Raw genomic sequence first — 19,447 nt, forward strand, 5'->3', positions numbered from 1 at the left:
TCGCCGTCGCCGAACAAGGCGCTGAAGCCGCCCGGCAGGCGCACTTCGAGCAGGCCGCCGTGCAGTTTTTCAAGCAGTTCGAAGACGAGGCGGGTATCACGGGCGACTTGCTCGCTGCCGCGCAGGACCAGGGTATTGTTCATTTTGTCGATTCCCGAAGGGGTTGAGAGACGTGGGCGCCACGGAAGGGCACCCCTTTCAGCCAGAGTTTCAGCGCCTGCCAGTGGATGCGGAAAACCACGCCGGCGGTGAGCAGCGGCATGCGCAGGAAGGCGCCGAGCAGCGCCCTTGCGGTCCACGCCTGCGCCTTACCGGAAATGGCGGTGAGCAGCAATTCGCCGTCGGCATCGTCGTAGTCGATGCGGGCGAGCGGGATCGGCCGCGCCAGGTGAAAACGGAAGCGGTAGCCGCCTTCGATCTCGTTGAACGGCGAGACGTGGAACAGCTTGTCGGCGCGCAGTTCCTCACCGTCGCGCAGCGCGGCGCCGGCCCGGTGCAGCAGGTAGTTGTGGTGGCCGCCGAAGGTATTGTTCACCTCGGCCAGCACGGCGATCAGTTCGCCGGCCCGGTTGTGGCAGAACCAGAAGCTGACCGGGTTGAAGAGCAGGCCGCAGACGCGCGGGAAGGTCTGCAGCATGATCTCGCCATCGTCCGCCAGGCCGTGTTCGCGGAGCAGCGCCTGGATCCAGGGCAACAACGGGCTGCCGTCGCGGGCGCCGTGGTCGCGACTGCGGAAACTGAGCAGATTGCTGCGGTCGACCCCGAAAATTCCGCAATTTCCCGCCGCCAGGTCGCGCACCGGCAATTGCACGTAGAACACCGGATAGACGAAGGCATTGACCACCGGGCGCAGGCGCCGGTGCATGACATGGCCGAGGAAGAGTTGCGGACGGGGTTTCATGGCGACCTCAGACGGTTTCCATCGCCGGCTGCGGTTCGGTAACGCCACCCTGCCACGGCGCCTTGACGCCCAGGCCGTTGACGACGCGCAGTGCCGATTTCAGGCCGTCCTCGTGGAAGCCGTAGCTGCCCCAGGCGCCGGCCAGCCAGATGCCGTTTTCGCCCTGGATCTCGGCCAGCTTGTGCTGGGCGGCGATGGCCGGGCCGTCGAAAATCGGATGGGCGTAGTCGAACTCGGCAATCACCTGGGCCGGGTCCGGTTCGCGAGCCGGGTTCAGGGTGACCACCACCGGCGTCGTGAACGGCAGCGGTTGCAGCTTGTTGATCAGGTAGGAAACACCGACCGGCTGGTCATTGGCCTCCGCGCCGGGGGCGCCCTGCGCGGCAAAGTAGTTCCAGGCCGACCACAGTTTTTCGTCGCGCGGCAGCAGCGCGCGGTCGGTGTGCAGCACGGCGCGGTTCGGCTGGTAGCGGATCGCCGACAAAACGGCGCGTTGCGCATCGCTCGCCGTGAAGCCGAGGATGGCCAAGGTCTGGTCGCTGTGGCAGGCCATCACCACCTGGTCGAAATGCTCGCTGCCCTCGGCATGGGTGACGCGCAGGCCATCGGCCTCGCGGCTCACCGCCTTGACCGGACAGGCCAGGCGGATATCGTCGAGCTGGGCGGCAATCTTCTGCACATACTGGCGGCCGCCGCCCCGCACGGTACGCCACATCGGCCGGTCGAAAACCTGCAGCAGGCTGTGGTTCTGGCAGAAGCGGATGAAGGTGGCGAGCGGCATGTCGAGCATCTGGCCGGTCGGGCAGGACCAGATGGCGGCCGCCATCGGCAGCAGGTACCAGTCGGCGAAGGCCGCCGAATAGCGCCCTTCGACCAGGAAGTCGCGCAGGCTGCGCTTGTTGTCCGGGTGACTGAGCAGCCAGGCCGTGCTTTCCCGGTTGAAGCGCAGGATGTCGGAGAGCATCGACCAGAACTGCGGCCGGATCAGGTTGCGCTTCTGGCCGAACACCGTCGCCAGATTGCTGCCGGCCCATTCGAGATCGGGCTGCTCCAGGCTGACGGCGAAGGACATTTCCGTTTCGACGCTATCGACGCCGAGCAGCGCGAACATCGCGATCAGGTTGGGGTAGGTCTTTTCGTTGAAGACGAGAAAGCCCGTATCGACTGGATGCGTTTTGCCCTCCAGCGTCACGTCCACCGTATTGGTGTGGCCGCCGAGGTAGGCGCCGGCCTCGAACAGCGTCACGTCATGCGTCCGGCTCAGCAGCCAGGCGCTGGCCAGGCCGGAAATGCCGGCACCGACGACGGCGATACGTTGCTTTCTCTGCATGCTGCGCTCCTCAGGCGTTGACGCCGAACAGTTCGGCAAAGGCGGAATGGTTGTGGATCGACTCGAAGTTCTCCGAAGCCACCTTCCACTCGGCGATGCGCGGTTCGTTCATCAGGCGCAGCGCGATGTCGCGGACCAGATCCTCGACGAACTTCGGGTTGTCGTAGGCGCGCTCGGTGACCCACTTCTCGTCCGGCCGCTTGAGCAGGCCGAACACTTCGCAGGAAGCCTCCTCCTCGGCGATGCGGACCAGTTCCTCGATGCTCATCGTCGAACGCAACTTCGCTTCGAGGGTGATGTGCGAGCGCTGGTTGTGGGCGCCGTAGTCGGATATCTTCTTCGAGCACGGGCACAGGCTGGTCACCGCGGCGACGACGCGCAACGTCAGGCTGGCGACCTGGCCTTCCGGCTGGTCGATGATCAGTGTCGCGTCGTAATCGAGCAGGCTCTCGACGCCGGACACCGGCGCCGCCTTGCGAATGAAATAGGGGAAAGCCAGCTCGATGCGGCCGCTGCGCGCCTCCAGCCGCAACAGCATTTCCTCGAACATGCGAAACAGGCCATCCTGGCTCAGTGCGCCGCGCCGGGCTTCGAGCAGTTCGACGAAACGCGACATGTGCGTGCCCTTGACCTCGGGCGGCAAGCCGACCGTCATCGCCAGCGTCGCCACGGTATTGAGCAGTTCGCCGTTGGCGGCAGCCAGTTGCAAGGGATAGCGCAGGCCTTTGACACCGACGTTCTGGATGGCCAGGCGACGGGTGTCGGCGGTGGACTGCACGTCAGGCAGGAAAATATTTTCTGGGGCATTCATGGCAAGGCTCCTGGTCGCGGCTTACTTGAGGAATTCGTCGATTTTCTTCAGCAGATCCTTGTCGTCCGGCTTGGTCAGGCTGCTGAAGGAGAGCACCTGCGTCGCCTCGCGGTTGATCAGGTACTTGTGGAAATTCCACTTCGGACGGCTGTCGGTGATTTCGTCCAGCTTCAGGTAGAAGGGATTAGCGTTCTTGCCCTTGACCACGCTCTTGCCGACCATCGGAAACTCGACGCCATAGGTCAGGCGGCAGAAGTCGGCGATTTCCTTTTCCGTGCCCGGCTCCTGCTCGCCAAAATCGTTGGACGGAAAGCCGATGACCACCAGCCCCTTGTCCTTGAGGCGGGCATAGAGCTTCTCCAGCCCGTCGTACTGTGAGGTGAAACCGCAGTAGCTCGCCGTATTGACGACCAGGATCACCTTGCCGGCGTACTGGCAGAGCGGCATCGGCTTGCCGTCCTGCAGACTGGCAAAAGTGTAATTGAGCAGGGGCGGGCATTCACCGGCCGCCGCAGCCGGCACGACACCGGCCGAAAGCAAGGTGGCAATGCCGAACCAGCGTTTGAGTTTGCTAATCATGTTCAACTCCTTGTTCGTTTTGTCCTAGACAAACAGGACGTTTGTTCGTAAGATAGTCATCAAAGATTCGTTTGTCAACGGTTTGTCTAACAATTGTTCAGGACAAATATGAATACCCCAAGCTTCAACATTGCCGCCGTCGAACGGGATACCGGCCTCTCCAAGGATGTCCTGCGTATGTGGGAACGCCGCTACGGATTTCCCGTACCGGACCGTGACGCCAACGGGGAACGCTGCTACCCGGCCGAGCAGGTCGACCGCCTGCGCCTGATCAAACGCCTGATGGATCAGGGACATCGCCCCGGCAAGCTGATCGCCACCCCCGCCGAAGAACTGACCGCGCTGGCGCCGCGTCGTTCAGCCCCCCGCGACAGCCACGATGCCGCCACGGCCGAGGACCTCGGCGAACTGCTGGCACTGATCAAGCAGCACGATGCCGCCGGCTACCAGCAGGCCATGCTGCAGCGCCTGGCCCGCCAGGGCTTGCAGCGTTTTGTCCAGGACACCGTCGCGCCACTCACCCGGCGCGTCGGCGAGGCCTGGGAAGACGGCAGCTTCGAAGTGTTCGAGGAACACCTGTTCACCGAGCTGACCAAGCGCCTGCTCCGCCAGGCCATCGCCGCCCTGCCCGGCGGCCCGCGCCGGCCGCGCATCCTGCTCACCAGTGTGCCGGAAGAACAGCACGTCCTCGGCCTGCTGATGGTCGAAGCGCTGTTCGCGCTGGAAGGCGCCGAGTGCATCCCGCTCGGCACCCAGATGCCGCTGCTCGAAATCGGCCGCGCCGCCAGCGCTCACCGCGCCGACATCGTCGCCCTCTCCTTTTCGGTCGCCTTCCCGCAGCGGCAGATTCCCGGCCTGTTGCAGCAATTGCGCCTCGTCCTGGCACCGGAAATCGCGCTCTGGGCCGGCGGCGGCGGCGTCGCCCGGGTCGCAAAAACAGACGGTGTGCATCTGCTGGTCACGCTGGACGACGCCCTGCGGGCCTTGCACGACTGGCATGCCGCGCCGCCCTGAAAGCAGCCGGACGACGCAATAACCCCCTTCCTGGCCCGCGGCAGAGCGCTGGCTTCAAAGTAAAAGCAACAGGCTTGGCGCCTTGTAGCAAAGCCAAGCCTTGAGCTTCTTTACGCCGTTTTTCATGAGATGACCTCAGGAGTGCCCGATGTTTTGCCGCAAACACCTGCAAAAAATTACCGAACTGGAACGCCAACTGAGCCATGCCCAGGCCCAGCAGCACGCACTTGATCGCTCGACGGCCGTCATCGAACTGGCGCTCGATGGCAGCATCATCCGGGCCAACGACAATTTCTGTTCGACGATGGGCTATACGCCGGCCGAACTCACCGGCCAGCATCACCGCATGCTCTGTGACGAGGCCTTTGCCGGCAGCCGGGAATATGCCGATCTATGGACCCGCCTGCGAACCGGGGATTATTTCCGCGGCACGATCAAGCGTCGCCACAAGAGCGGCCGGGAGATCTGGCTCGAGGCAAGTTACAACCCCGTCCTCGATGAGCGTGGCCAGGTGAAGATGGTGGTCAAATTAGCCACCGATGTCACCCGGCAGGTCGAAGAGGCTTCGCGCATGCAAGCCATGGTGCAGGCGATCGAACGTTCGATGGCGTTGATCGAGTTCAGCCTGGATGGTGTGGTATTGCGTGCCAACGACAATTTCCTGCGGACCATGGGCTATTCGCAGCAGGAAGTGATTGGTCGGCATCACCGTATTTTTTGCCCGGCCGACTATGCCGCGAGCAGCGCATACGCCAATTTCTGGGCCGCACTCGGGCGTGGCGAAATCAACGCCGGCCAGTTTTCCCGGCTCGACCGCCAGGGCCGGGAAGTCTGGCTGGAAGCCAGCTACAACCCGGTGTTCGGCCCGGACGGAAAAGTCACAAAAGTCGTCAAATTCGCCACCGACATCACCGCCCAGATCCAGCGTCATCAGGCTGAAAAACAGAGTGTGGGAACGGCCTATGAGGTGGCGCAGGAAACCCGGCAAATTTCCCAAAACGGTGAAAACATCATTCTCGCCACCATTGCCAAGATGCAATCGATCACCGCAATCGTCGAACAATCTGCCAATCTGGTCGATGCGCTCGGTGCCCAGACCACCCGCATCACGTCCATCGTCAATACCATCAAGGAAATTGCCGACCAGACCAACCTGCTCGCCCTCAACGCAGCCATCGAAGCCGCCCGGGCCGGCGAAAGCGGCCGGGGTTTTGCCGTGGTCGCCGACGAAGTGAGAAAGCTGGCCGAGCGCACCGGCAAATCGACCGGCGAGATCAGCCAGATGATTCAAGGCATCCAGGCGGAAACCGCATCGGTCGGTAACAGCATGAGCCGCGGCCTGAGCGAGGTCGCCTCCGGGGTCGATCTGGCGAACGAGGCCGGAACCTCGATCCAGCAGATACGCAACGGCGCGACGCGGGTCGTCGAAGTGATCCAGGAACTCTCGGAAACCGTTGCTAACTGAGCAGCAGGCAGCCCGACCTAGCGCTCCTTGGGGCGCAACAAGCTGTCCCTCCTGGCATCGGCGCACTAAAATACGCGCCTGTGTCCTCATTGAAGCCAGCCATGACCTACGCCGCCCCCAGTTTTGAATCGAAAATCTGCCCGCCGGAGCAGTTGACCGCAAGAGCCGCCCAGATCGCCCGGCCGCTGGTGTTCACCAATGGCTGTTTCGACATCCTGCATCGCGGCCACGTCACCTATCTGGCGCAGGCGGCAGCGCTGGGCGTCAGCATGGTCGTCGCGCTCAACACCGACGCTTCCGTGAAACGCCTCGGCAAGGGCGACGACCGCCCGGTCAATCTGCTGGAAGACCGCTTGGCCGTGATGGCTTCGCTCGGTTGCGTGGCGCTGGTCACCTGGTTCGACGAAGACACGCCGCTACAGCGCATTCTCGACTGCCGGCCGGAAATCCTGGTCAAGGGCGGCGACTGGCCGGTGGACAAGATCGTCGGCTGCAACGAAGTGCGCGGCTGGGGCGGCACGGTGCATTCGATCCCCTTCATTCACCAGAAATCGACGACTGCGCTGCTCGAAAAGATCCGCAAGCTGTAATGAAAAAGGCGCCCGCGGGCGCCTTTGTTCTTTGCGGGCGCCCCTTAAAGGACGACCTGGGTACCCAGTTCGACCACCCGGTTGCTCGGGATCTTGAAGAAGGCGGTGGCCGAACCGGCATTGCGGAACATGGCGATGAAGATCTTTTCGCGCCAGAAGGCCATGTCGGAATTGAGGCGCGGAATCAGCGTTTCGCGGCCGATGAAGTAGGAGGTTTCCAGCGAGCTGAATTCGAGACCGGAATCGGCGCACAGTTGCAGGGCCGCCGGGATGTCCGGCTCGTCCTTGAAACCGTACTGGATGACGACGCTCCAGAAATTCTCCTTCAGTTGCCGCACTTCGACGCGGTCGATATCCGGCACATAGGGCACGTCGTAGAACTGCACCGAAACCAGCACGACGCGCTCGTGCAGCACCTTGTTGTGCATCAGGTTGTGCAGCAGCGCATGCGGCACGCCCTTGGGGTCGGCATTCAGGAAGACCGAAGTACCGGAGACCCGGGTCGGCATCGACGAGGCCAGCGACTCGAGGAACAGCGACAGTTCCAGGCGCTCGCCCTGCAGGCGTTCCGACAGCAGCTGGCGGCCACGCTTCCAGGTCGTCATCAGAATGAAGACGACCATCCCGGCGATCAGCGGGAACCAGCCGCCATCCGGGATTTTCAGGATATTGGCGGCGAGGAAGACGAGTTCGACGGCGAGGAAACAGGAGAAGAGCAGCACGGCCCGCGTCCAGCCCCATTTCCAGGTGCGGGCGACGACGAAGGTGGCGAGCAGCGAGGTGATCACCATGTCGCCGGTCACCGCGATGCCGTAGGCGGCGGCCAGGTTGTTCGAGGACTTGAAGCCGAGGACGAGGATCATCACGGCCAGCATCAGGCCCCAGTTCACCGCCGGCAGATAGATCTGGCCGGCTTCCTTGTCCGAGGTGTGCTGCACTTCCATGCGCGGCATGAAGCCCAGCTGCATGGCCTGGCGGGTCACCGAGAAGGCGCCGGAAATCACCGCCTGACAGGCGATCACCGTCGACAGCGTGGCCAGCCCGACCAGCGGGTAGAGCGCCCAGTCCGGCGCCAGATGGAAGAAGGGACTGGCCGCCGCCTCCGGCTCGGCCAGGATCAGCGCGCCCTGGCCGAAGTAATTGAGAACGAGGGCCGGCAGGACAAAGAAGAACCAGGCGCGCTGGATCGGCTTGCGGCCGAAATGCCCCATGTCGGCATAGAGCGCCTCGGCCCCGGTCACGGCGAGCACGACGTTACCCATGGCGACCAGCGCCATCGCCTTGTTGGCCAGCAGAAAGTCGAGACCATAGGCCGGATTGAGCGCGCTCAGGATGGCCGGGTGGTCGACGATGCTGGCAATGCCGAGCAGTGCCAGCGTACTGAACCAGAGGACCATGACCGGGCCGAAGAAGGCGCCGACCACGGCCGTGCCGCTGCGCTGCACGAAGAAGAGGCCGAACAGCACCAGCATCGTGATCGGGATGACGAAGGGCTTGAAGGCCGGCGTCGCCACCTCCAGCCCTTCGACCGCCGACAGCACCGACATCGCCGGCGTCACCATGCCGTCGCCGTAGAACATCGCGGCGCCGAGGATGCCAACGATCATGATCGCCTTCATCTGCTTCGGGCTGCCCTGCGCCTCATGCAGGGCCAATGCGATCATCGCCATGACACCGCCTTCACCGCGGTTGTCGGCGCGCATGATGAAGATCACGTATTTGATCGAGACGATGATGATCAGCGCCCAGAAAAACAGCGACAGGCTGCCGAAGATGTTGGCCTCGGTGACTGGAATCGGATGATTGCCGGCAAAGACTTCCTTGACCGCATAGAGCGGGCTGGTCCCGATGTCGCCATAGACCACCCCGAGGGCGGCCAGCGCCAGGACGGCAAGACGCTTGCCGGAGATATCCCCGGCCGTTGTGTGACTGTTACTCATGCTTACCCCTGAAACCCCGGCGGCTTGAAAACCGCTCTGGAAATCGTATCTGCTGCTGCCGCCAATGGGCTGACGGCCCCCCAGCCATCAGCCACCCAGCGCCGACTTCAGCGACTGCACTTCTTCTTCGGATTCCTCGATGATCTCGGCCAGCGTTTCGGCGTCGAAGATTTCATCGAGTATCGAGGTGTCGACCGCACCATCGAGTTCCGGATCGCGCCAGCTCGCCGAACGGTTGGCGATCTTGTTGGCGACGTAAAGGACGTCGGACAGCGACTTGATTTCGACGATCTCGCGGTCGGTCTCGTGTTCCTGTACTGCCTTCAGCACCGATTCCGGCTGGCCGAGCGCCGAGAGCAGCGCATGGCCGATGTTGTCGTGCCAGTCAACCAGCAAGGCGTGCAGTTCGACCTTGTCATTGACCAGTTCAGGGAAATTGGCGGCGCGCGACATCAGGTAGAAAACGCCGAGATCGTGCACCAGGCCGGCGAACATCGCCTCGTCGCCGTTGATCTTGGCGACTTTGCGGGCCAGCACGCGGCACAGCGCGGCGACATGCGAGGTGTGCTCCCACAGCTTCTTCGAAATGCCTTCGAAGGCGTGCATCTGCTTCGATTTCAGCAATTGTTCCATGGCCACGGCAAAGGACACCGTGCGTACCGCTTCCATGCCGACCCGGACAATCGCGTTCTTGACGTCGGCAATCTCGCGACCAGACGGATTCAGCGCCACCGAATTGGACATCCGGATGATCTTGGCGCTCATCAGCGGCTCGGCCCCGACCAGCTTGGCCAGTTGCTCGATGCTCAGATTCGGATCCTTGAGCGCCGAACGCACCTGGAAGGTGATGTCGAGGAAGGTCGGAAAAGTAATCTCGTCGCCGGAAAGATCCTTGGCAATGTCTTCGAGAATCTTGAAGGTGATGGCATTGGACATGCTTTTATCCTTGGTCGGCTGCAGCAGTGCAGCAAGGCCGGAAATATCGTCGCAAAAGCGGTCTACCGGGCAAGGCACGGCACGCCGCAAACAAAACGAGCTTATTTTACAACCAGCCTGCACCAGGACGTGCGGCTCTCGTGCAGACAAGCTGCCGGTCGCCGCCAAGATGGCCGATAATCGACGCTCTCGAATTTCCGGACTGCCCGATGCGCCGCCTGCCCCTGCTGATTGCCGCCCTTCTCCCGCTTGCCCTGGCCGGCTGCGGCGAGCCCGAAGACACCCGCCCCGGGCAGCCGGTCAAACATCGGCGCGCCGCCTTTGCGACCATCCTGAAAGCCTTCGAACCGATGGGCAAGCAGTTGCGCGACGATCGCTACGAGGCCGACAAGTTCCTCACCCATGCCAAGGCGCTGGCCGCGGCCAAGGATGGCCCCTGGCAATATTTCGGCGCCGATACCAACTACCCGCCGACCCATGCCACGGCCCGCGTCTGGAGCGAGCCGGAACGTTTCGAAGCCGATCGCCAGGCTTTTTTCAAGGCCACAGACAAATTGCTGCAAGCCGCCGAGCGCCGCGACGAGAAAGAGGTCAAGGCGGCCTACGAAGCGGTGCATGACAGTTGCCGGACCTGCCACAAGGCCTTCAAGGAATAAAGCCGCTTAGCGGCAGCGGCTGCCGCTCATCCGGGAAAAGCCGAGGCCGCTGCCACCGCCGCTGCCCGGCTGGATGCAGATGGTCACCCCCAGCGAGCGGGCAGCCTTGTCGATATCCGGCGGGAAGGGCGAAAACGGTAGCGAACGCTCGATCACCGACTTGATGAAAGCGATTTCCTCGGCCTGATCGCCAGCATTCAGCACGACGAAGGATTTCAGCGAGCCGTCCGGGTTGAGCCTGAACTGCACCGCTGCCGAGCGGACGCCCTTGCTGCGCGGATCGTTCTTGACGAAAGCGGCACTCCGGTTGAGGCGGCGGACCAGGCCGTCCATATACATTTCCAGGCTGAAGGGGTCGGCCGGCGGGCCGTTCGGACGCCGCTCCAGCATCGCCTCGCCTGCCTCGTCCTGTGCCGCCATCTGGCGGCCCTGCTCGCGCGCCATGGCCAGCGAGCGCTGGGCCAGCGTCGGCTTCGGGGTGGCTTGAGCCTGACCGGCCAGCTCGTTGAGAAAGCCATCCATCTCCGCCTTCTGTGCCGCCGTCCATTTCGGCGCTGCCGCCACGGCCGGCCCGCGCGACTTGTCGACCGTCATCATCCGTGGCCGCGGAGCCGGCTTGGCGGCCTTGCTCGCCGACCTCGGCTGGATGTTGGCCGGCACCGGCGGCGCCGGTGTTTCTGCCGCTGGCTGGCGCACCGGCCCGAGGCGCGCTTCCAGACGCGACGCTGCCGCCGGCTGGGCGGACGGCTCGTGCCGGGGAACGAACAGGATCAGCAGGTGGATCACCAGCGAGGCAGCCAGCGCCCAGTTCAGGGCGCGCTGCTCGGGCGAGGTTTGCGCAATCAGCATCGGCGGAATTCTAAGCGGACCTCAGCGTGATGCTCAGCGAAAGCTGCCCCGGGTGGCATAAATAAACGCAAATTCCGGCCGGGTTCGAGCAGTTGTCCCGGCCGCGCCGGCAAGGCTTATTTGCCGTGCCGACGCTTGCGCTCGAAGTTCAGGGCCCGGGTCAGGTAGTCCCCGAATTCCTTCATCGCCTGCGGGTTGTTGCTGTAGCCCTGCTGCTCGATCTCGGCATCGATGATGGCATCGGTTTCCGGAGACATCGAGGCGTTCGGGTAAGTTGTTCTCTTTTTTGCTTGCTTCATCGCGACTGATCCTAAAATGAGGCCGAGACTTTAGCAGAGTCGACCGCTCGGCCCCAGACCAGCCGCCGCCCTACCCCATTCACTACTGGAAAATTGACCGCATGGAATCCCACCTCACCGACATTACGCACGTCATCCAGTTGTCCGTCGCCCCGGTTTTCCTGCTGACGGCCATCTCGACGCTGATCGGTGCGATGAATGCCCGTCTCGGGCGCATTGTCGACCGGCGGCGCGTACTCGGCGAACGGAACAACCGGGGCAACAAGGCGACCGAGGATCTCGAAGAACTCCAGCAACTGGCCCGCCGTCGCCACCTGATCTATCTCGCCATCCTCTTTGCGGTGATCGCGGCCCTGGCCGTCTGCCTGGTCGTCGGCGGCGCCTTCCTCGGGGCGTTGATGGCGTTCGATCTGGCCCGCCTGGTCGCTGCTTTTTTCATCTTCGCCATGACCTCGATGATCGCTGCGCTGTCACTATTGCTCCGCGAAATCTACCTGGCCGTCAGCGAGGGGAGCCGTTAGGCAAGCAGCCGGGACAATGAAAAACGCCCTGCAAAACAGGGCGTTCTTTAAAGAGCTGACCAAGCCGGTTCGGGTTAAAACGGGATATCGTCGCCCAGATCGTCGAACGAGGGCTTCGGCTTGTTCTTGGCCGGCGCCGGCGCGTAATCAGTCGGCTCGTTGTCGTAACCGCCACCACCACCGCCGCCACCGCCCGCCGGGGCGCCCATGCCCTGACGGCCGCCCAGCATCTGCATGGCGTCGCCGCGAATTTCGGTGGTGTATTTCTCAACGCCGTCCTTGTCCGTCCATTTGCGGGTCCGCAGGCTGCCTTCGACGTAGATCTGCGAGCCTTTCTTCAGGTACTGGCCGCAAACTTCGGCGGTCTTGCCGAAGAAGGAAACGCGGTGCCATTCGGTCACTTCCTTGCGCTCGCCGCTGGCCTTGTCGCGCCAGTTGTCGGTGGTCGCCACGCTCAGGTTGCACATCGCATCGCCGCTGGCGGTGTAGCGCACTTCCGGGTCGCGGCCCAGATTGCCGACGAGAATCACCTTGTTTACCGATGCCATACCCTATCTCTCCTAAGCTGTTTGAGTCGCAGCGGCGGTCTGGCGCCGTTGCGGAAAATTCATCGAGTTCGCTACCGCCAGCCAGAGCAAAGCCAGCCCGGCGCAGGCAGCAAAAACGGCATTATCGCCGAAATTTTGCGCCACATAGCCACCGACCGCACCACCAATAAAGAGTCCGATGGCCTGCGTCGTGTTGTAAACCCCGAGCGCCGCGCCCTTGGCGGCGGGCGGCGCGGTCCGCGAAACCAGCGACGGCAGCGTCGCTTCCAGCACGTTGAAGGCAACGAAGAAAAGCAGCAGCCACAATGCCAGCGTCCACAAGCTGGCGCTGAAGAAAAACAGCCCAACCTGGACGGCGATCAGCAGGGCGACCGCGGCGAGGAAGATCGGCCGCATCTTGTCCTTGCGCTCGGCGGCGATGATCGCCGGTACCATCACGGCGAAGGAGACGAGTACCGCCGGCAGATAGACTTTCCAGTGCTCCGCCGCGGCCAGCCCGCCGTGACTGACCAGGGCGTGCGGCAGCACGACGAACATCGCCATCTGCACCATGTGCAGCACGAAGATGCCGAGATTCAGGCGCAGCAGGTTGGCGTCGAATAGCACCTGGCGCAAGGGCAGCTTGGCGTGGCCCTGCGGCCCCGGCGCCGACGGCACGGCCTTGAGCAGCAGGATGATGGCGGCCAGGGCCAGGCCACCGGTCAGACAGAACAGGCCGCCCATGCCGATCCAGCCATAGAGTAGCGGCGCACCGACCAGCGACAGCGCAAAGACGAGGCCGATCGAGGAACCGATCATCGCCATCACCTTGGTCCGATGTTCCTCGCGCGTCAGGTCGGCGGCGAGCGCGGTGACCGCGGCGGAAATGGCACCGGCGCCCTGCAGCACGCGGCCGACGATGATCCAGTTCATGTCCGGCGCCCAGGCGGCGACGAAGCTGCCGAAGGCAAAGATCAGCAGGCCGATGACGATGACCGGCTTGCGCCCCCAGATGTCGGAAGCGATGCCGTAGGGAATCTGGAAAACGGCCTGGGTCAGGCCGTAGGCGCCGAGCGCGAAGCCGACCAGCGCCAGGTTGTCGCCGCCGGGCAGGGTTTTCGCGTAAACAGAAAACACCGGCAGGATCAGGAACAGCCCGAGCATGCGCAGGGCGAAGATGGAGGCCAGCGAGGCGCCGGCGCGGCGCTCCTCGGGACTCATGCGATCGGTTGGGGCAGACATTATGTTTGGTGTTTGTTGCATCGCAGCGAAGGCGAGAATATTAGCAGGTTTGCCCCGCCCTCCTCGCCCTCTCCGCCCCTCAAGCCAGCCAGGCCTGGGCGCCCCACAGCGCCAGCATGCCGGCCGCGATGGTCGCCAGCACGCTGCGCGTGGCCACCGCCACGGCCAGGGCGACCAGCGTCGCCCACCAGCGCGGATTGCCCGGAATGTCGGCCAGCACCGGCCCGCCGGGGAAAATTTCCGGCGCGATCAAGGCCCCGAGAATGGCCGGCGGCACGTAACGCAGGAATAGCGAAAAAGCCGGACTGGCCGGCAGGCGCTGGCCGCCCGCGATGAAGGAGAAGCGGATCAGGAAAGTGACCAGGCCGCAGGCCGCCATGGTCAGCAACAACGCGCCCGTACTCATGCCGCCCCCTGGTCGAAACGGCGCAGCAAGACGCCGCAGACGACGCCCACCGCCGCCGCGAGCAGCAGTCCCAGCTTGTGCGGCAGACCGAGCGCCAGCAAGGCGGTGGCCGCTGCTGCCAATGCCGCCCAGGCATCGCTGCGGCGATGGACGCCCAACACCAACAAGGCGATGAAGGTCAGCGCCACCGAGAAATCGAGCGACCAGCCGGCCGGTATCGCTGCCCCGACCAGCACGCCGGCCAGCGTCGACAATTGCCAGCCTGCCCACAGCGTAAACCCGGCGCCGAACAGGAACCAGTGACGCTGTGCTGTCGCCGGCCCGTCACGCAGGCGGCCGATCCCCGCGGCAAAAGCCTCATCGGTCAACAGATAAGCCAACAGCAACTTCCAGCGCCAGGGCAGCGCCTTCAGATAGGCGGCGATCGCCGCGCTGTACAAGGCATGGCGCAGATTGACGACGCCCACCGTGGCCACGATCACCGCCCCCGGCGCCGCCGCGCCGAACAACTGGGCAAAGACGATCTGCGACGAGCCGCCGAAAATTAGCGACGAACTGAGCACCACGGCCCAGTCCGGCAAGCCGGCGGCCAGCCCGAGCACACCGAAGATCAGGCCGAAGGGCACGACGCCGAGCAGCAGCGGCAATTCGGCGCGAACGCCACCGAGGAATTCGGTACGACAGGATGAGGATGACGGCATGGCGGGGTAGAAAAGAAACAGAGCGCTATGCTAACCGCCGGCCGGCTGCGATAGAACAAATACGGCGGTAAATCTAGCCGTTCCGGTTTTTGCCTTTTTTCGCGGGTTCACCGCAGCAATCAGGGCGAACGGGCAAAAAATCGACCGTGGCCGAGCGCCGCCATAAAAACTGTATGGACATACAGTCTTCAGTGCAAAACCCAGCTATTTTGCGTATAGTTCCCTTCTCCCAATCCCTAGCAGAACAGCGATGGAAACCATCCGCATTCGTGGCGCGCGCACGCACAATCTGAAGAATATCAACCTCGATCTGCCGCGCGATCAACTGATTGTGATTACCGGGCTGTCCGGCTCGGGCAAGTCCTCGCTGGCTTTCGACACGCTGTACGCCGAGGGCCAGCGGCGCTATGTCGAATCGCTGTCGGCCTATGCCCGGCAGTTCCTGCAGTTGATGGAGAAGCCGGATGTCGACCTGATCGAAGGGCTGAGCCCGGCCATTTCCATCGAGCAGAAGGCGACTTCGCACAACCCGCGCTCCACCGTCGGCACCGTCACCGAAATCCACGACTACCTGCGCCTGCTCTACGCCCGTGCCGGCACGCCCTATTGCCCGGACCACAACCAGGCGCTCGAAGCGCAAACCGTGTCGCAGATGGTCGATACCGTGCTCGCCCTGCCGGCCGAAACCAAGCTGATGATCTTGGCCCCGGTGGTGGCCAACCGCAAGGGCGAACAGCTCGACCTGTTTGCCGAACTGCGCGCCCAGGGCTTCGCCCGCGTCCGCGTCGATGGCACCGTCTATGAAATCGACGAGGTGCCGAAGCTGGCCAAGACGCAGAAACACAACGTCGATGTCGTCGTCGACCGCCTGAAGGTGCGCGACGACATGCGCCAGCGTCTGGCTGAATCCTTCGAAACCGCACTGCGCCACGCCGAAGGGCGGGCCATGGCGCTCGAGATGGACAGCAACGTCGAGCACCTGTTCTCGGCCAAGTTCGCCTGCCCGGTCTGCTCCTACGCCCTGCAGGAACTCGAACCGCGCCTCTTTTCCTTCAACAACCCGATGGGCGCCTGTCCGAAGTGCGACGGGTTGGGCGTCATCCAGTTCTTCGACCCCAAGCGCGTCGTCACCAACCCGGCCGCCTCGCTGGCCAACGGCGCCATCCGTGGCTGGGACAAGAAGAACCAGTTCTATTTCCAGATCATCGAGTCGATCGCGGCGCATTACGATTTCTCGGTCGATACGCCGTGGGACGAGTTGCCGGACGACATCCGCCAGCTGATCCTTTACGGCTCGGGGCGCACCGAAGTCAATTTCCGCTACCTGAACGAAAAAGGCACCCGTTTCGACCGCAGCCACACTTTCGAAGGGATCATCCCCAATCTCGAACGGCGCTACCGCGGCAGCGACTCCAATGCCGTGCGCGAGGAATTGTCGAAATACGTCAGCAGTTCGGCTTGCCCGAGTTGCGCCGGCACCCGCCTGCGCATCGAGGCCCGGCATGTCCGCGTCGGCGACAAGACCCTGCATGAAATCAGCCGCCTGCCGCTCGGCGAGGCGCGCAACTATTTCAACTGCCTGACCCTGAGCGGCCACAAGGCGCAGGTCGCCGACAAGATATTGAAGGAAATCACCGCCCGGCTGAGCTTCCTGATCAACGTCGGTCTCGATTACCTGTGCCTGGAACGCTCGGCCGAAACGCTGTCCGGCGGCGAAGCGCAGCGCATCCGGCTGGCCTCGCAGATCGGCTCCGGCCTGACCGGCGTCATGTATGTGCTCGACGAACCGTCGATTGGCCTGCACCAGCGCGACAACGACCGCCTGCTCGAAACCCTGAAGAACCTGCGCGACATGGGCAATACCGTGCTGGTCGTCGAGCATGACGAAGACGCCATCCGCGCCGCCGACTACGTCGTCGACATCGGCCCCGGCGCCGGCGTCCATGGTGGCTCGGTTGTCGCCCAGGGCACGCCGGCCGAAGTGACGGCCAACCCGCTGTCGATGACCGGCGATTACCTGTCCGGGCGGCGGGCAATTTTGCCCCCGAAACAACGTCGACCGGCGGACCCCAACAAACAGCTCAAAGTCGTCGGCGCCTACGGCAACAACCTGAAGGACGTCACGCTGGAAATCCCCGGCGGCCTGCTCACCTGCATCACCGGCGTCTCCGGTTCCGGCAAGTCGACCCTGATCAACGACACGCTCTATGCCGCCGCCGCCCGCCACCTCTACGGCTCGACCACCGAACCGGCGCCGCACAAGGAAATCATCGGCCTCGACCTGTTCGACAAGGTGATCAACGTTGACCAGGCGCCGATCGGCCGCACGCCGCGCTCCAACCCGGCGACCTACACCGGTCTGCTGACGCCGATCCGCGAACTGTTCGCGCAGGTGCCGGAATCGCGCGCCCGCGGCTACGGCCCGGGCCGCTTCAGCTTCAACGTCAAGGGCGGCCGCTGCGAAGCCTGCCAGGGCGACGGCATGATCAAGGTCGAAATGCACTTCCTGCCCGACATCTACGTCCCCTGCGACGTCTGTCACGGCAAGCGTTACAACCGCGAGACGCTGGAGATCCACTACAAGGGCAAGACCATCCACGACATCCTCGGCATGACCGTCGAGCAGGCCCGCGAGTTCTACGACGCCGTGCCGGTGGTTGCCCGCAAGCTGCAGACCCTGGTCGATGTCGGCCTCAGCTACATCACCCTCGGCCAGAGCGCGACCACGCTGTCCGGCGGCGAGGCGCAGCGCGTCAAGCTGGCCCTGGAACTGTCCAAGCGCGACACCGGCCGCACCCTGTACATCCTCGACGAACCGACCACCGGCCTGCATTTCCAGGACATCGAAATGCTGCTCAGCGTGCTGCAGCGGCTGGCCGCCAACGGCAATACCATCGTCGTCATCGAGCACAACCTCGACGTCATCAAGACCGCCGACTGGATCGTCGACCTCGGCCCGGAAGGCGGCGACGGCGGCGGCCGCATCCTGGTTGCCGGCACGCCGGAAATGGTCGCCAAGTGCAAAACCAGTCATACTGGACGCTTCCTGAAACCCTTGCTGAAGTCATAACCGACCAGGGAGTCCGCCATGTCGCTCGCCATCACCATCGTCACGACCGCCAACCGCAAACGCCGTTTCGTCCAGACCGACCCGACCCAGATCGGCCACATCCTGGACAGCCTGCAACGCGCCGGCCAATGGTTCAAGCAATCGAACCTGATCATCGTCGGCCACGACTCGACCGAGGTTTTCAACCCGTCGTCGATTGCCCGCGTCGAGTTCGAAACGACGATCGACCTGACGCCTCACCTGCCCTCGGGCTGGAAGCCGGATGCCATGCAGGCGCTCGCCGCCGACGCCGCGACGCCGACCGGCCAGGTCGATGAGGACTCGATGCAGATGCGGATCGATTTCTTCTTCGAAGGCGGCGACACGCTGCCGGTCTGGCTCGACAACAAGGATCCGGGCAGCGCCGCCGAACGCAAGGCCCGCGCCACCCATCTGTTCGAACAGGCGGTACTGCCCTACCGCCCGCTGCAACCGGGCATCGGCCTGATCAACCCGGCCGCGCTGACCCGTGCCCGCTTCGGCATCGCCGTCCTCTACCCGCCGAACAGCGCCTGGTTCGCCAACGAGGCATGAGCAGCGCCGAATTCAAGGGCAAGACCGGCCTCGTTCGGCTGTGGAACGCGCTTGGCTATTCGCGCGACGGCATCGGCGCCGCCTGGAAAAATGAAGCCGCCTTTCGCGAGGAAGTGCTGCTCGCCATCGTCACCATTCCGCTCGCCCTGTACCTCGGCCGGAGCGGTGGCGACCGCGCCTTGCTGGTCGGCAGCATCATCCTGGTTCTGATCGTCGAGATCCTCAATTCGGCGGTCGAAGCGGTGGTCGACAAGGCCTCGCCGGAAAAACACGAACTGGCCAAGCGTGCCAAGGACATGGGTAGCGCCGCGGTACTGTTCAGCCTGCTCAACGCCGCCGCCGTCTGGGCCTGCGTGCTCTGGCCGTGAACCGAAATTTATGTCAGTCAGATTGCGGTCAGACTTTGCCGGCATGATGGCCCGGCAACTCCTCCTAGACATACTTTGCCCCGCCACCCGGCGGGTTATTTTTGCCGGCTTGCCTGCCGCCGCAGCATCTCGCGGGCCAGCGCCGAAAACTGCTCGGCCAGTTCATGGCGCATCAGATTGACACCGAGCACTGAAGGCAGCCAGCGCTCGGGCTCCACTTCCAGCTTGTAATCAATGCGCGTGCCGCCGCCTGCCGCCTGATAGTGCAGTTCGCTGCGCATCGATTTGGTCGAGCCGGACAAGGCCTGAGCCAGAATCCGACCATCCGGCATCAGCTCGATCCGGCGCTCCGACTCGAAAGGGAAGGAAAATGGCCCGAAATCGGCCTTGCCGTACTGAATGACCCGATAGACATTGGCGCTGCGCGAGACGAGGCGGCTACTCGTCAGGTTGGGCATGAAGGCGGCCATGTGCTCGAAGTCGGTCAGCACCTCGAGCGCTACGGCCGGCGTCACGGCGACGCGCAGGCTCAGGCTGGCGAAATAGGTGCCGGCCCGATAGTCGACCGCGACATCGTCGTCAGCAAGCGGCGCCGCCGGCCCATCGGCAGCCGCCGTACCGGCCAGGCAGAGCATCCAGAGCAACAGGGGAAGGACGCCGCGCATGGCC

21 protein-coding genes are annotated in these 19,447 nt (G+C 63.8%); 8 read left to right on the forward strand and 13 right to left on the reverse strand.

The genetic code is table 11. From position 1 onward, the window contains the following. Positions 1-139: 139 nt before the first annotated feature. Genes AT959_RS11875 through AT959_RS11890 form a run of 4 tightly spaced genes read right to left on the reverse strand, consistent with a single transcriptional unit; the run spans position 140 to position 3,621 of the window. On the reverse strand, positions 140-901 hold the full coding sequence (locus AT959_RS11875) for a DUF1365 domain-containing protein (RefSeq protein WP_066883344.1): 762 nt from the start codon (positions 899-901) through the stop codon (positions 140-142). Positions 902-908: 7 nt separating this feature from the next. Further along, positions 909-2,231: an NAD(P)/FAD-dependent oxidoreductase gene (locus AT959_RS11880; protein WP_066883346.1), complete on the reverse strand. Its 1,323-nt coding sequence runs from the start codon at positions 2,229-2,231 to the stop codon at positions 909-911. A gap of 10 nt (positions 2,232-2,241) precedes the next feature. Beyond that, a complete protein-coding gene (gene folE2, locus AT959_RS11885) occupies positions 2,242-3,042 on the reverse strand; it encodes a GTP cyclohydrolase FolE2 (RefSeq protein WP_066883348.1) in 801 nt (266 codons plus the stop codon). Between the two features lie 21 nt (positions 3,043-3,063). Next, complete coding sequence (locus tag AT959_RS11890; RefSeq protein WP_066883350.1) at positions 3,064-3,621, reverse strand: glutathione peroxidase; 558 nt, start codon at positions 3,619-3,621, stop codon at positions 3,064-3,066. Positions 3,622-3,729: 108 nt separating this feature from the next. On the opposite strand from AT959_RS11890, the gene AT959_RS11895 reads away from it, so the two are divergent. The 3 genes from AT959_RS11895 to AT959_RS11905 all read left to right on the forward strand — a co-directional run bounded on the left by AT959_RS11895 (position 3,730) and on the right by AT959_RS11905 (position 6,690). Beyond that, entirely contained in the window at positions 3,730-4,635 is a 906-nt protein-coding gene (locus AT959_RS11895; RefSeq protein WP_066883352.1) for a MerR family transcriptional regulator, read from the forward strand. Positions 4,636-4,783: 148 nt separating this feature from the next. Next, on the forward strand, positions 4,784-6,100 hold the full coding sequence (locus tag AT959_RS22000) for a methyl-accepting chemotaxis protein (protein WP_066883354.1): 1,317 nt from the start codon (positions 4,784-4,786) through the stop codon (positions 6,098-6,100). A gap of 101 nt (positions 6,101-6,201) precedes the next feature. Further along, positions 6,202-6,690 (forward strand): adenylyltransferase/cytidyltransferase family protein, encoded by a 489-nt coding sequence (locus AT959_RS11905; RefSeq protein WP_066883356.1) that lies wholly within the window; start codon positions 6,202-6,204, stop codon positions 6,688-6,690. 44 nt (positions 6,691-6,734) lie between these two features. On the opposite strand, the gene AT959_RS11910 is transcribed toward AT959_RS11905, so the two are convergent. After that, the gene (locus tag AT959_RS11910) at positions 6,735-8,630 is read right to left on the reverse strand and encodes a potassium transporter Kup (protein WP_066883358.1); all 1,896 of its coding nucleotides are present in this window, start codon (positions 8,628-8,630) and stop codon (positions 6,735-6,737) included. Positions 8,631-8,717: 87 nt separating this feature from the next. Continuing rightward, on the reverse strand, positions 8,718-9,566 hold the full coding sequence (locus AT959_RS11915) for an HDOD domain-containing protein (RefSeq protein WP_066884371.1): 849 nt from the start codon (positions 9,564-9,566) through the stop codon (positions 8,718-8,720). Between the two features lie 209 nt (positions 9,567-9,775). Between AT959_RS11915 and AT959_RS11920 the strand changes: the two genes are divergently transcribed. Further along, positions 9,776-10,222 (forward strand): c-type cytochrome, encoded by a 447-nt coding sequence (locus AT959_RS11920; RefSeq protein WP_066883360.1) that lies wholly within the window; start codon positions 9,776-9,778, stop codon positions 10,220-10,222. A 6-nt stretch (positions 10,223-10,228) separates the two neighbouring features. Here AT959_RS11920 and AT959_RS11925 read toward each other — a convergent pair whose 3' ends face one another. Continuing rightward, positions 10,229-11,071, reverse strand: coding sequence for a hypothetical protein (locus tag AT959_RS11925; RefSeq protein ID WP_088178973.1), 843 nt, complete (start codon positions 11,069-11,071; stop codon positions 10,229-10,231). Positions 11,072-11,187: 116 nt separating this feature from the next. Continuing rightward, positions 11,188-11,370 (reverse strand): hypothetical protein, encoded by a 183-nt coding sequence (locus tag AT959_RS21160; RefSeq protein ID WP_153132045.1) that lies wholly within the window; start codon positions 11,368-11,370, stop codon positions 11,188-11,190. Positions 11,371-11,471: 101 nt separating this feature from the next. Here AT959_RS21160 and AT959_RS11930 point away from each other — a divergent pair, with 101 nt between their 5' ends. Further along, entirely contained in the window at positions 11,472-11,891 is a 420-nt protein-coding gene (locus tag AT959_RS11930) for a DUF2721 domain-containing protein (protein WP_066883365.1), read from the forward strand. A 74-nt stretch (positions 11,892-11,965) separates the two neighbouring features. On the opposite strand, the gene ssb is transcribed toward AT959_RS11930, so the two are convergent. From ssb to AT959_RS11950, 4 genes are all read right to left on the reverse strand, one after another. Then, entirely contained in the window at positions 11,966-12,439 is a 474-nt protein-coding gene (ssb, locus tag AT959_RS11935) for a single-stranded DNA-binding protein (protein WP_066883366.1), read from the reverse strand. Positions 12,440-12,451: 12 nt separating this feature from the next. Continuing rightward, entirely contained in the window at positions 12,452-13,660 is a 1,209-nt protein-coding gene (locus AT959_RS11940) for an MFS transporter (protein ID WP_240481816.1), read from the reverse strand. A 79-nt stretch (positions 13,661-13,739) separates the two neighbouring features. After that, on the reverse strand, positions 13,740-14,066 hold the full coding sequence (locus AT959_RS11945; RefSeq protein WP_066883370.1) for an AzlD domain-containing protein: 327 nt from the start codon (positions 14,064-14,066) through the stop codon (positions 13,740-13,742). Beyond that, the gene (locus AT959_RS11950) at positions 14,063-14,767 is read right to left on the reverse strand and encodes an AzlC family ABC transporter permease (protein ID WP_066883372.1); all 705 of its coding nucleotides are present in this window, start codon (positions 14,765-14,767) and stop codon (positions 14,063-14,065) included. Before AT959_RS11950 ends, AT959_RS11945 begins: the two co-directional genes overlap by 4 nt. Before the next feature lie 250 nt (positions 14,768-15,017). Here AT959_RS11950 and uvrA point away from each other — a divergent pair, with 250 nt between their 5' ends. The 3 genes from uvrA to AT959_RS11965 are packed head-to-tail and all read left to right on the forward strand — an operon-like array spanning position 15,018 to position 18,778. Then, a complete protein-coding gene (gene uvrA / locus AT959_RS11955) occupies positions 15,018-17,837 on the forward strand; it encodes an excinuclease ABC subunit UvrA (RefSeq protein ID WP_066883374.1) in 2,820 nt (939 codons plus the stop codon). Positions 17,838-17,855: 18 nt separating this feature from the next. After that, positions 17,856-18,410, forward strand: coding sequence for a hypothetical protein (locus tag AT959_RS11960; RefSeq protein WP_066883376.1), 555 nt, complete (start codon positions 17,856-17,858; stop codon positions 18,408-18,410). Next, the gene (locus AT959_RS11965) at positions 18,407-18,778 is read left to right on the forward strand and encodes a diacylglycerol kinase (RefSeq protein ID WP_066883378.1); all 372 of its coding nucleotides are present in this window, start codon (positions 18,407-18,409) and stop codon (positions 18,776-18,778) included. Before AT959_RS11960 ends, AT959_RS11965 begins: the two co-directional genes overlap by 4 nt. Before the next feature lie 95 nt (positions 18,779-18,873). Here AT959_RS11965 and AT959_RS11970 read toward each other — a convergent pair whose 3' ends face one another. Next, positions 18,874-19,443, reverse strand: a complete 570-nt coding sequence (locus tag AT959_RS11970) for an SRPBCC family protein (RefSeq protein ID WP_066883380.1) — start codon at positions 19,441-19,443, stop codon at positions 18,874-18,876. Positions 19,444-19,447 lie beyond the last annotated feature (4 nt).

The sequence above is a fragment of the Dechloromonas denitrificans genome, assembly GCF_001551835.1.
Taxonomy (GTDB): domain Bacteria; phylum Pseudomonadota; class Gammaproteobacteria; order Burkholderiales; family Rhodocyclaceae; genus Azonexus; species Azonexus denitrificans.

Coding starts and splice junctions, on each gene's coding strand:
- AT959_RS11930 (WP_066883365.1), top strand. CDS start 11,472: ATGGAATCCCACCTCACCGACATTACGCACGTCATCCAGTTGTCCGTC.
- AT959_RS11945 (WP_066883370.1), bottom strand. CDS start 14,066: ATGAGTACGGGCGCGTTGTTGCTGACCATGGCGGCCTGCGGCCTGGTC.
- ssb (WP_066883366.1), bottom strand. CDS start 12,439: ATGGCATCGGTAAACAAGGTGATTCTCGTCGGCAATCTGGGCCGCGAC.
- uvrA (WP_066883374.1), top strand. CDS start 15,018: ATGGAAACCATCCGCATTCGTGGCGCGCGCACGCACAATCTGAAGAAT.
- AT959_RS22000 (WP_066883354.1), top strand. CDS start 4,784: ATGTTTTGCCGCAAACACCTGCAAAAAATTACCGAACTGGAACGCCAA.
- AT959_RS11895 (WP_066883352.1), top strand. CDS start 3,730: ATGAATACCCCAAGCTTCAACATTGCCGCCGTCGAACGGGATACCGGC.
- folE2 (WP_066883348.1), bottom strand. CDS start 3,042: ATGAATGCCCCAGAAAATATTTTCCTGCCTGACGTGCAGTCCACCGCC.
- AT959_RS21160 (WP_153132045.1), bottom strand. CDS start 11,370: ATGAAGCAAGCAAAAAAGAGAACAACTTACCCGAACGCCTCGATGTCT.
- AT959_RS11965 (WP_066883378.1), top strand. CDS start 18,407: ATGAGCAGCGCCGAATTCAAGGGCAAGACCGGCCTCGTTCGGCTGTGG.
- AT959_RS11880 (WP_066883346.1), bottom strand. CDS start 2,231: ATGCAGAGAAAGCAACGTATCGCCGTCGTCGGTGCCGGCATTTCCGGC.
- AT959_RS11905 (WP_066883356.1), top strand. CDS start 6,202: ATGACCTACGCCGCCCCCAGTTTTGAATCGAAAATCTGCCCGCCGGAG.
- AT959_RS11960 (WP_066883376.1), top strand. CDS start 17,856: ATGTCGCTCGCCATCACCATCGTCACGACCGCCAACCGCAAACGCCGT.
- AT959_RS11910 (WP_066883358.1), bottom strand. CDS start 8,630: ATGAGTAACAGTCACACAACGGCCGGGGATATCTCCGGCAAGCGTCTT.
- AT959_RS11890 (WP_066883350.1), bottom strand. CDS start 3,621: ATGATTAGCAAACTCAAACGCTGGTTCGGCATTGCCACCTTGCTTTCG.
- AT959_RS11950 (WP_066883372.1), bottom strand. CDS start 14,767: ATGCCGTCATCCTCATCCTGTCGTACCGAATTCCTCGGTGGCGTTCGC.
- AT959_RS11970 (WP_066883380.1), bottom strand. CDS start 19,443: ATGCGCGGCGTCCTTCCCCTGTTGCTCTGGATGCTCTGCCTGGCCGGT.
- AT959_RS11915 (WP_066884371.1), bottom strand. CDS start 9,566: ATGTCCAATGCCATCACCTTCAAGATTCTCGAAGACATTGCCAAGGAT.
- AT959_RS11940 (WP_240481816.1), bottom strand. CDS start 13,660: ATGTCTGCCCCAACCGATCGCATGAGTCCCGAGGAGCGCCGCGCCGGC.
- AT959_RS11925 (WP_088178973.1), bottom strand. CDS start 11,071: ATGCTGATTGCGCAAACCTCGCCCGAGCAGCGCGCCCTGAACTGGGCG.
- AT959_RS11920 (WP_066883360.1), top strand. CDS start 9,776: ATGCGCCGCCTGCCCCTGCTGATTGCCGCCCTTCTCCCGCTTGCCCTG.
- AT959_RS11875 (WP_066883344.1), bottom strand. CDS start 901: ATGAAACCCCGTCCGCAACTCTTCCTCGGCCATGTCATGCACCGGCGC.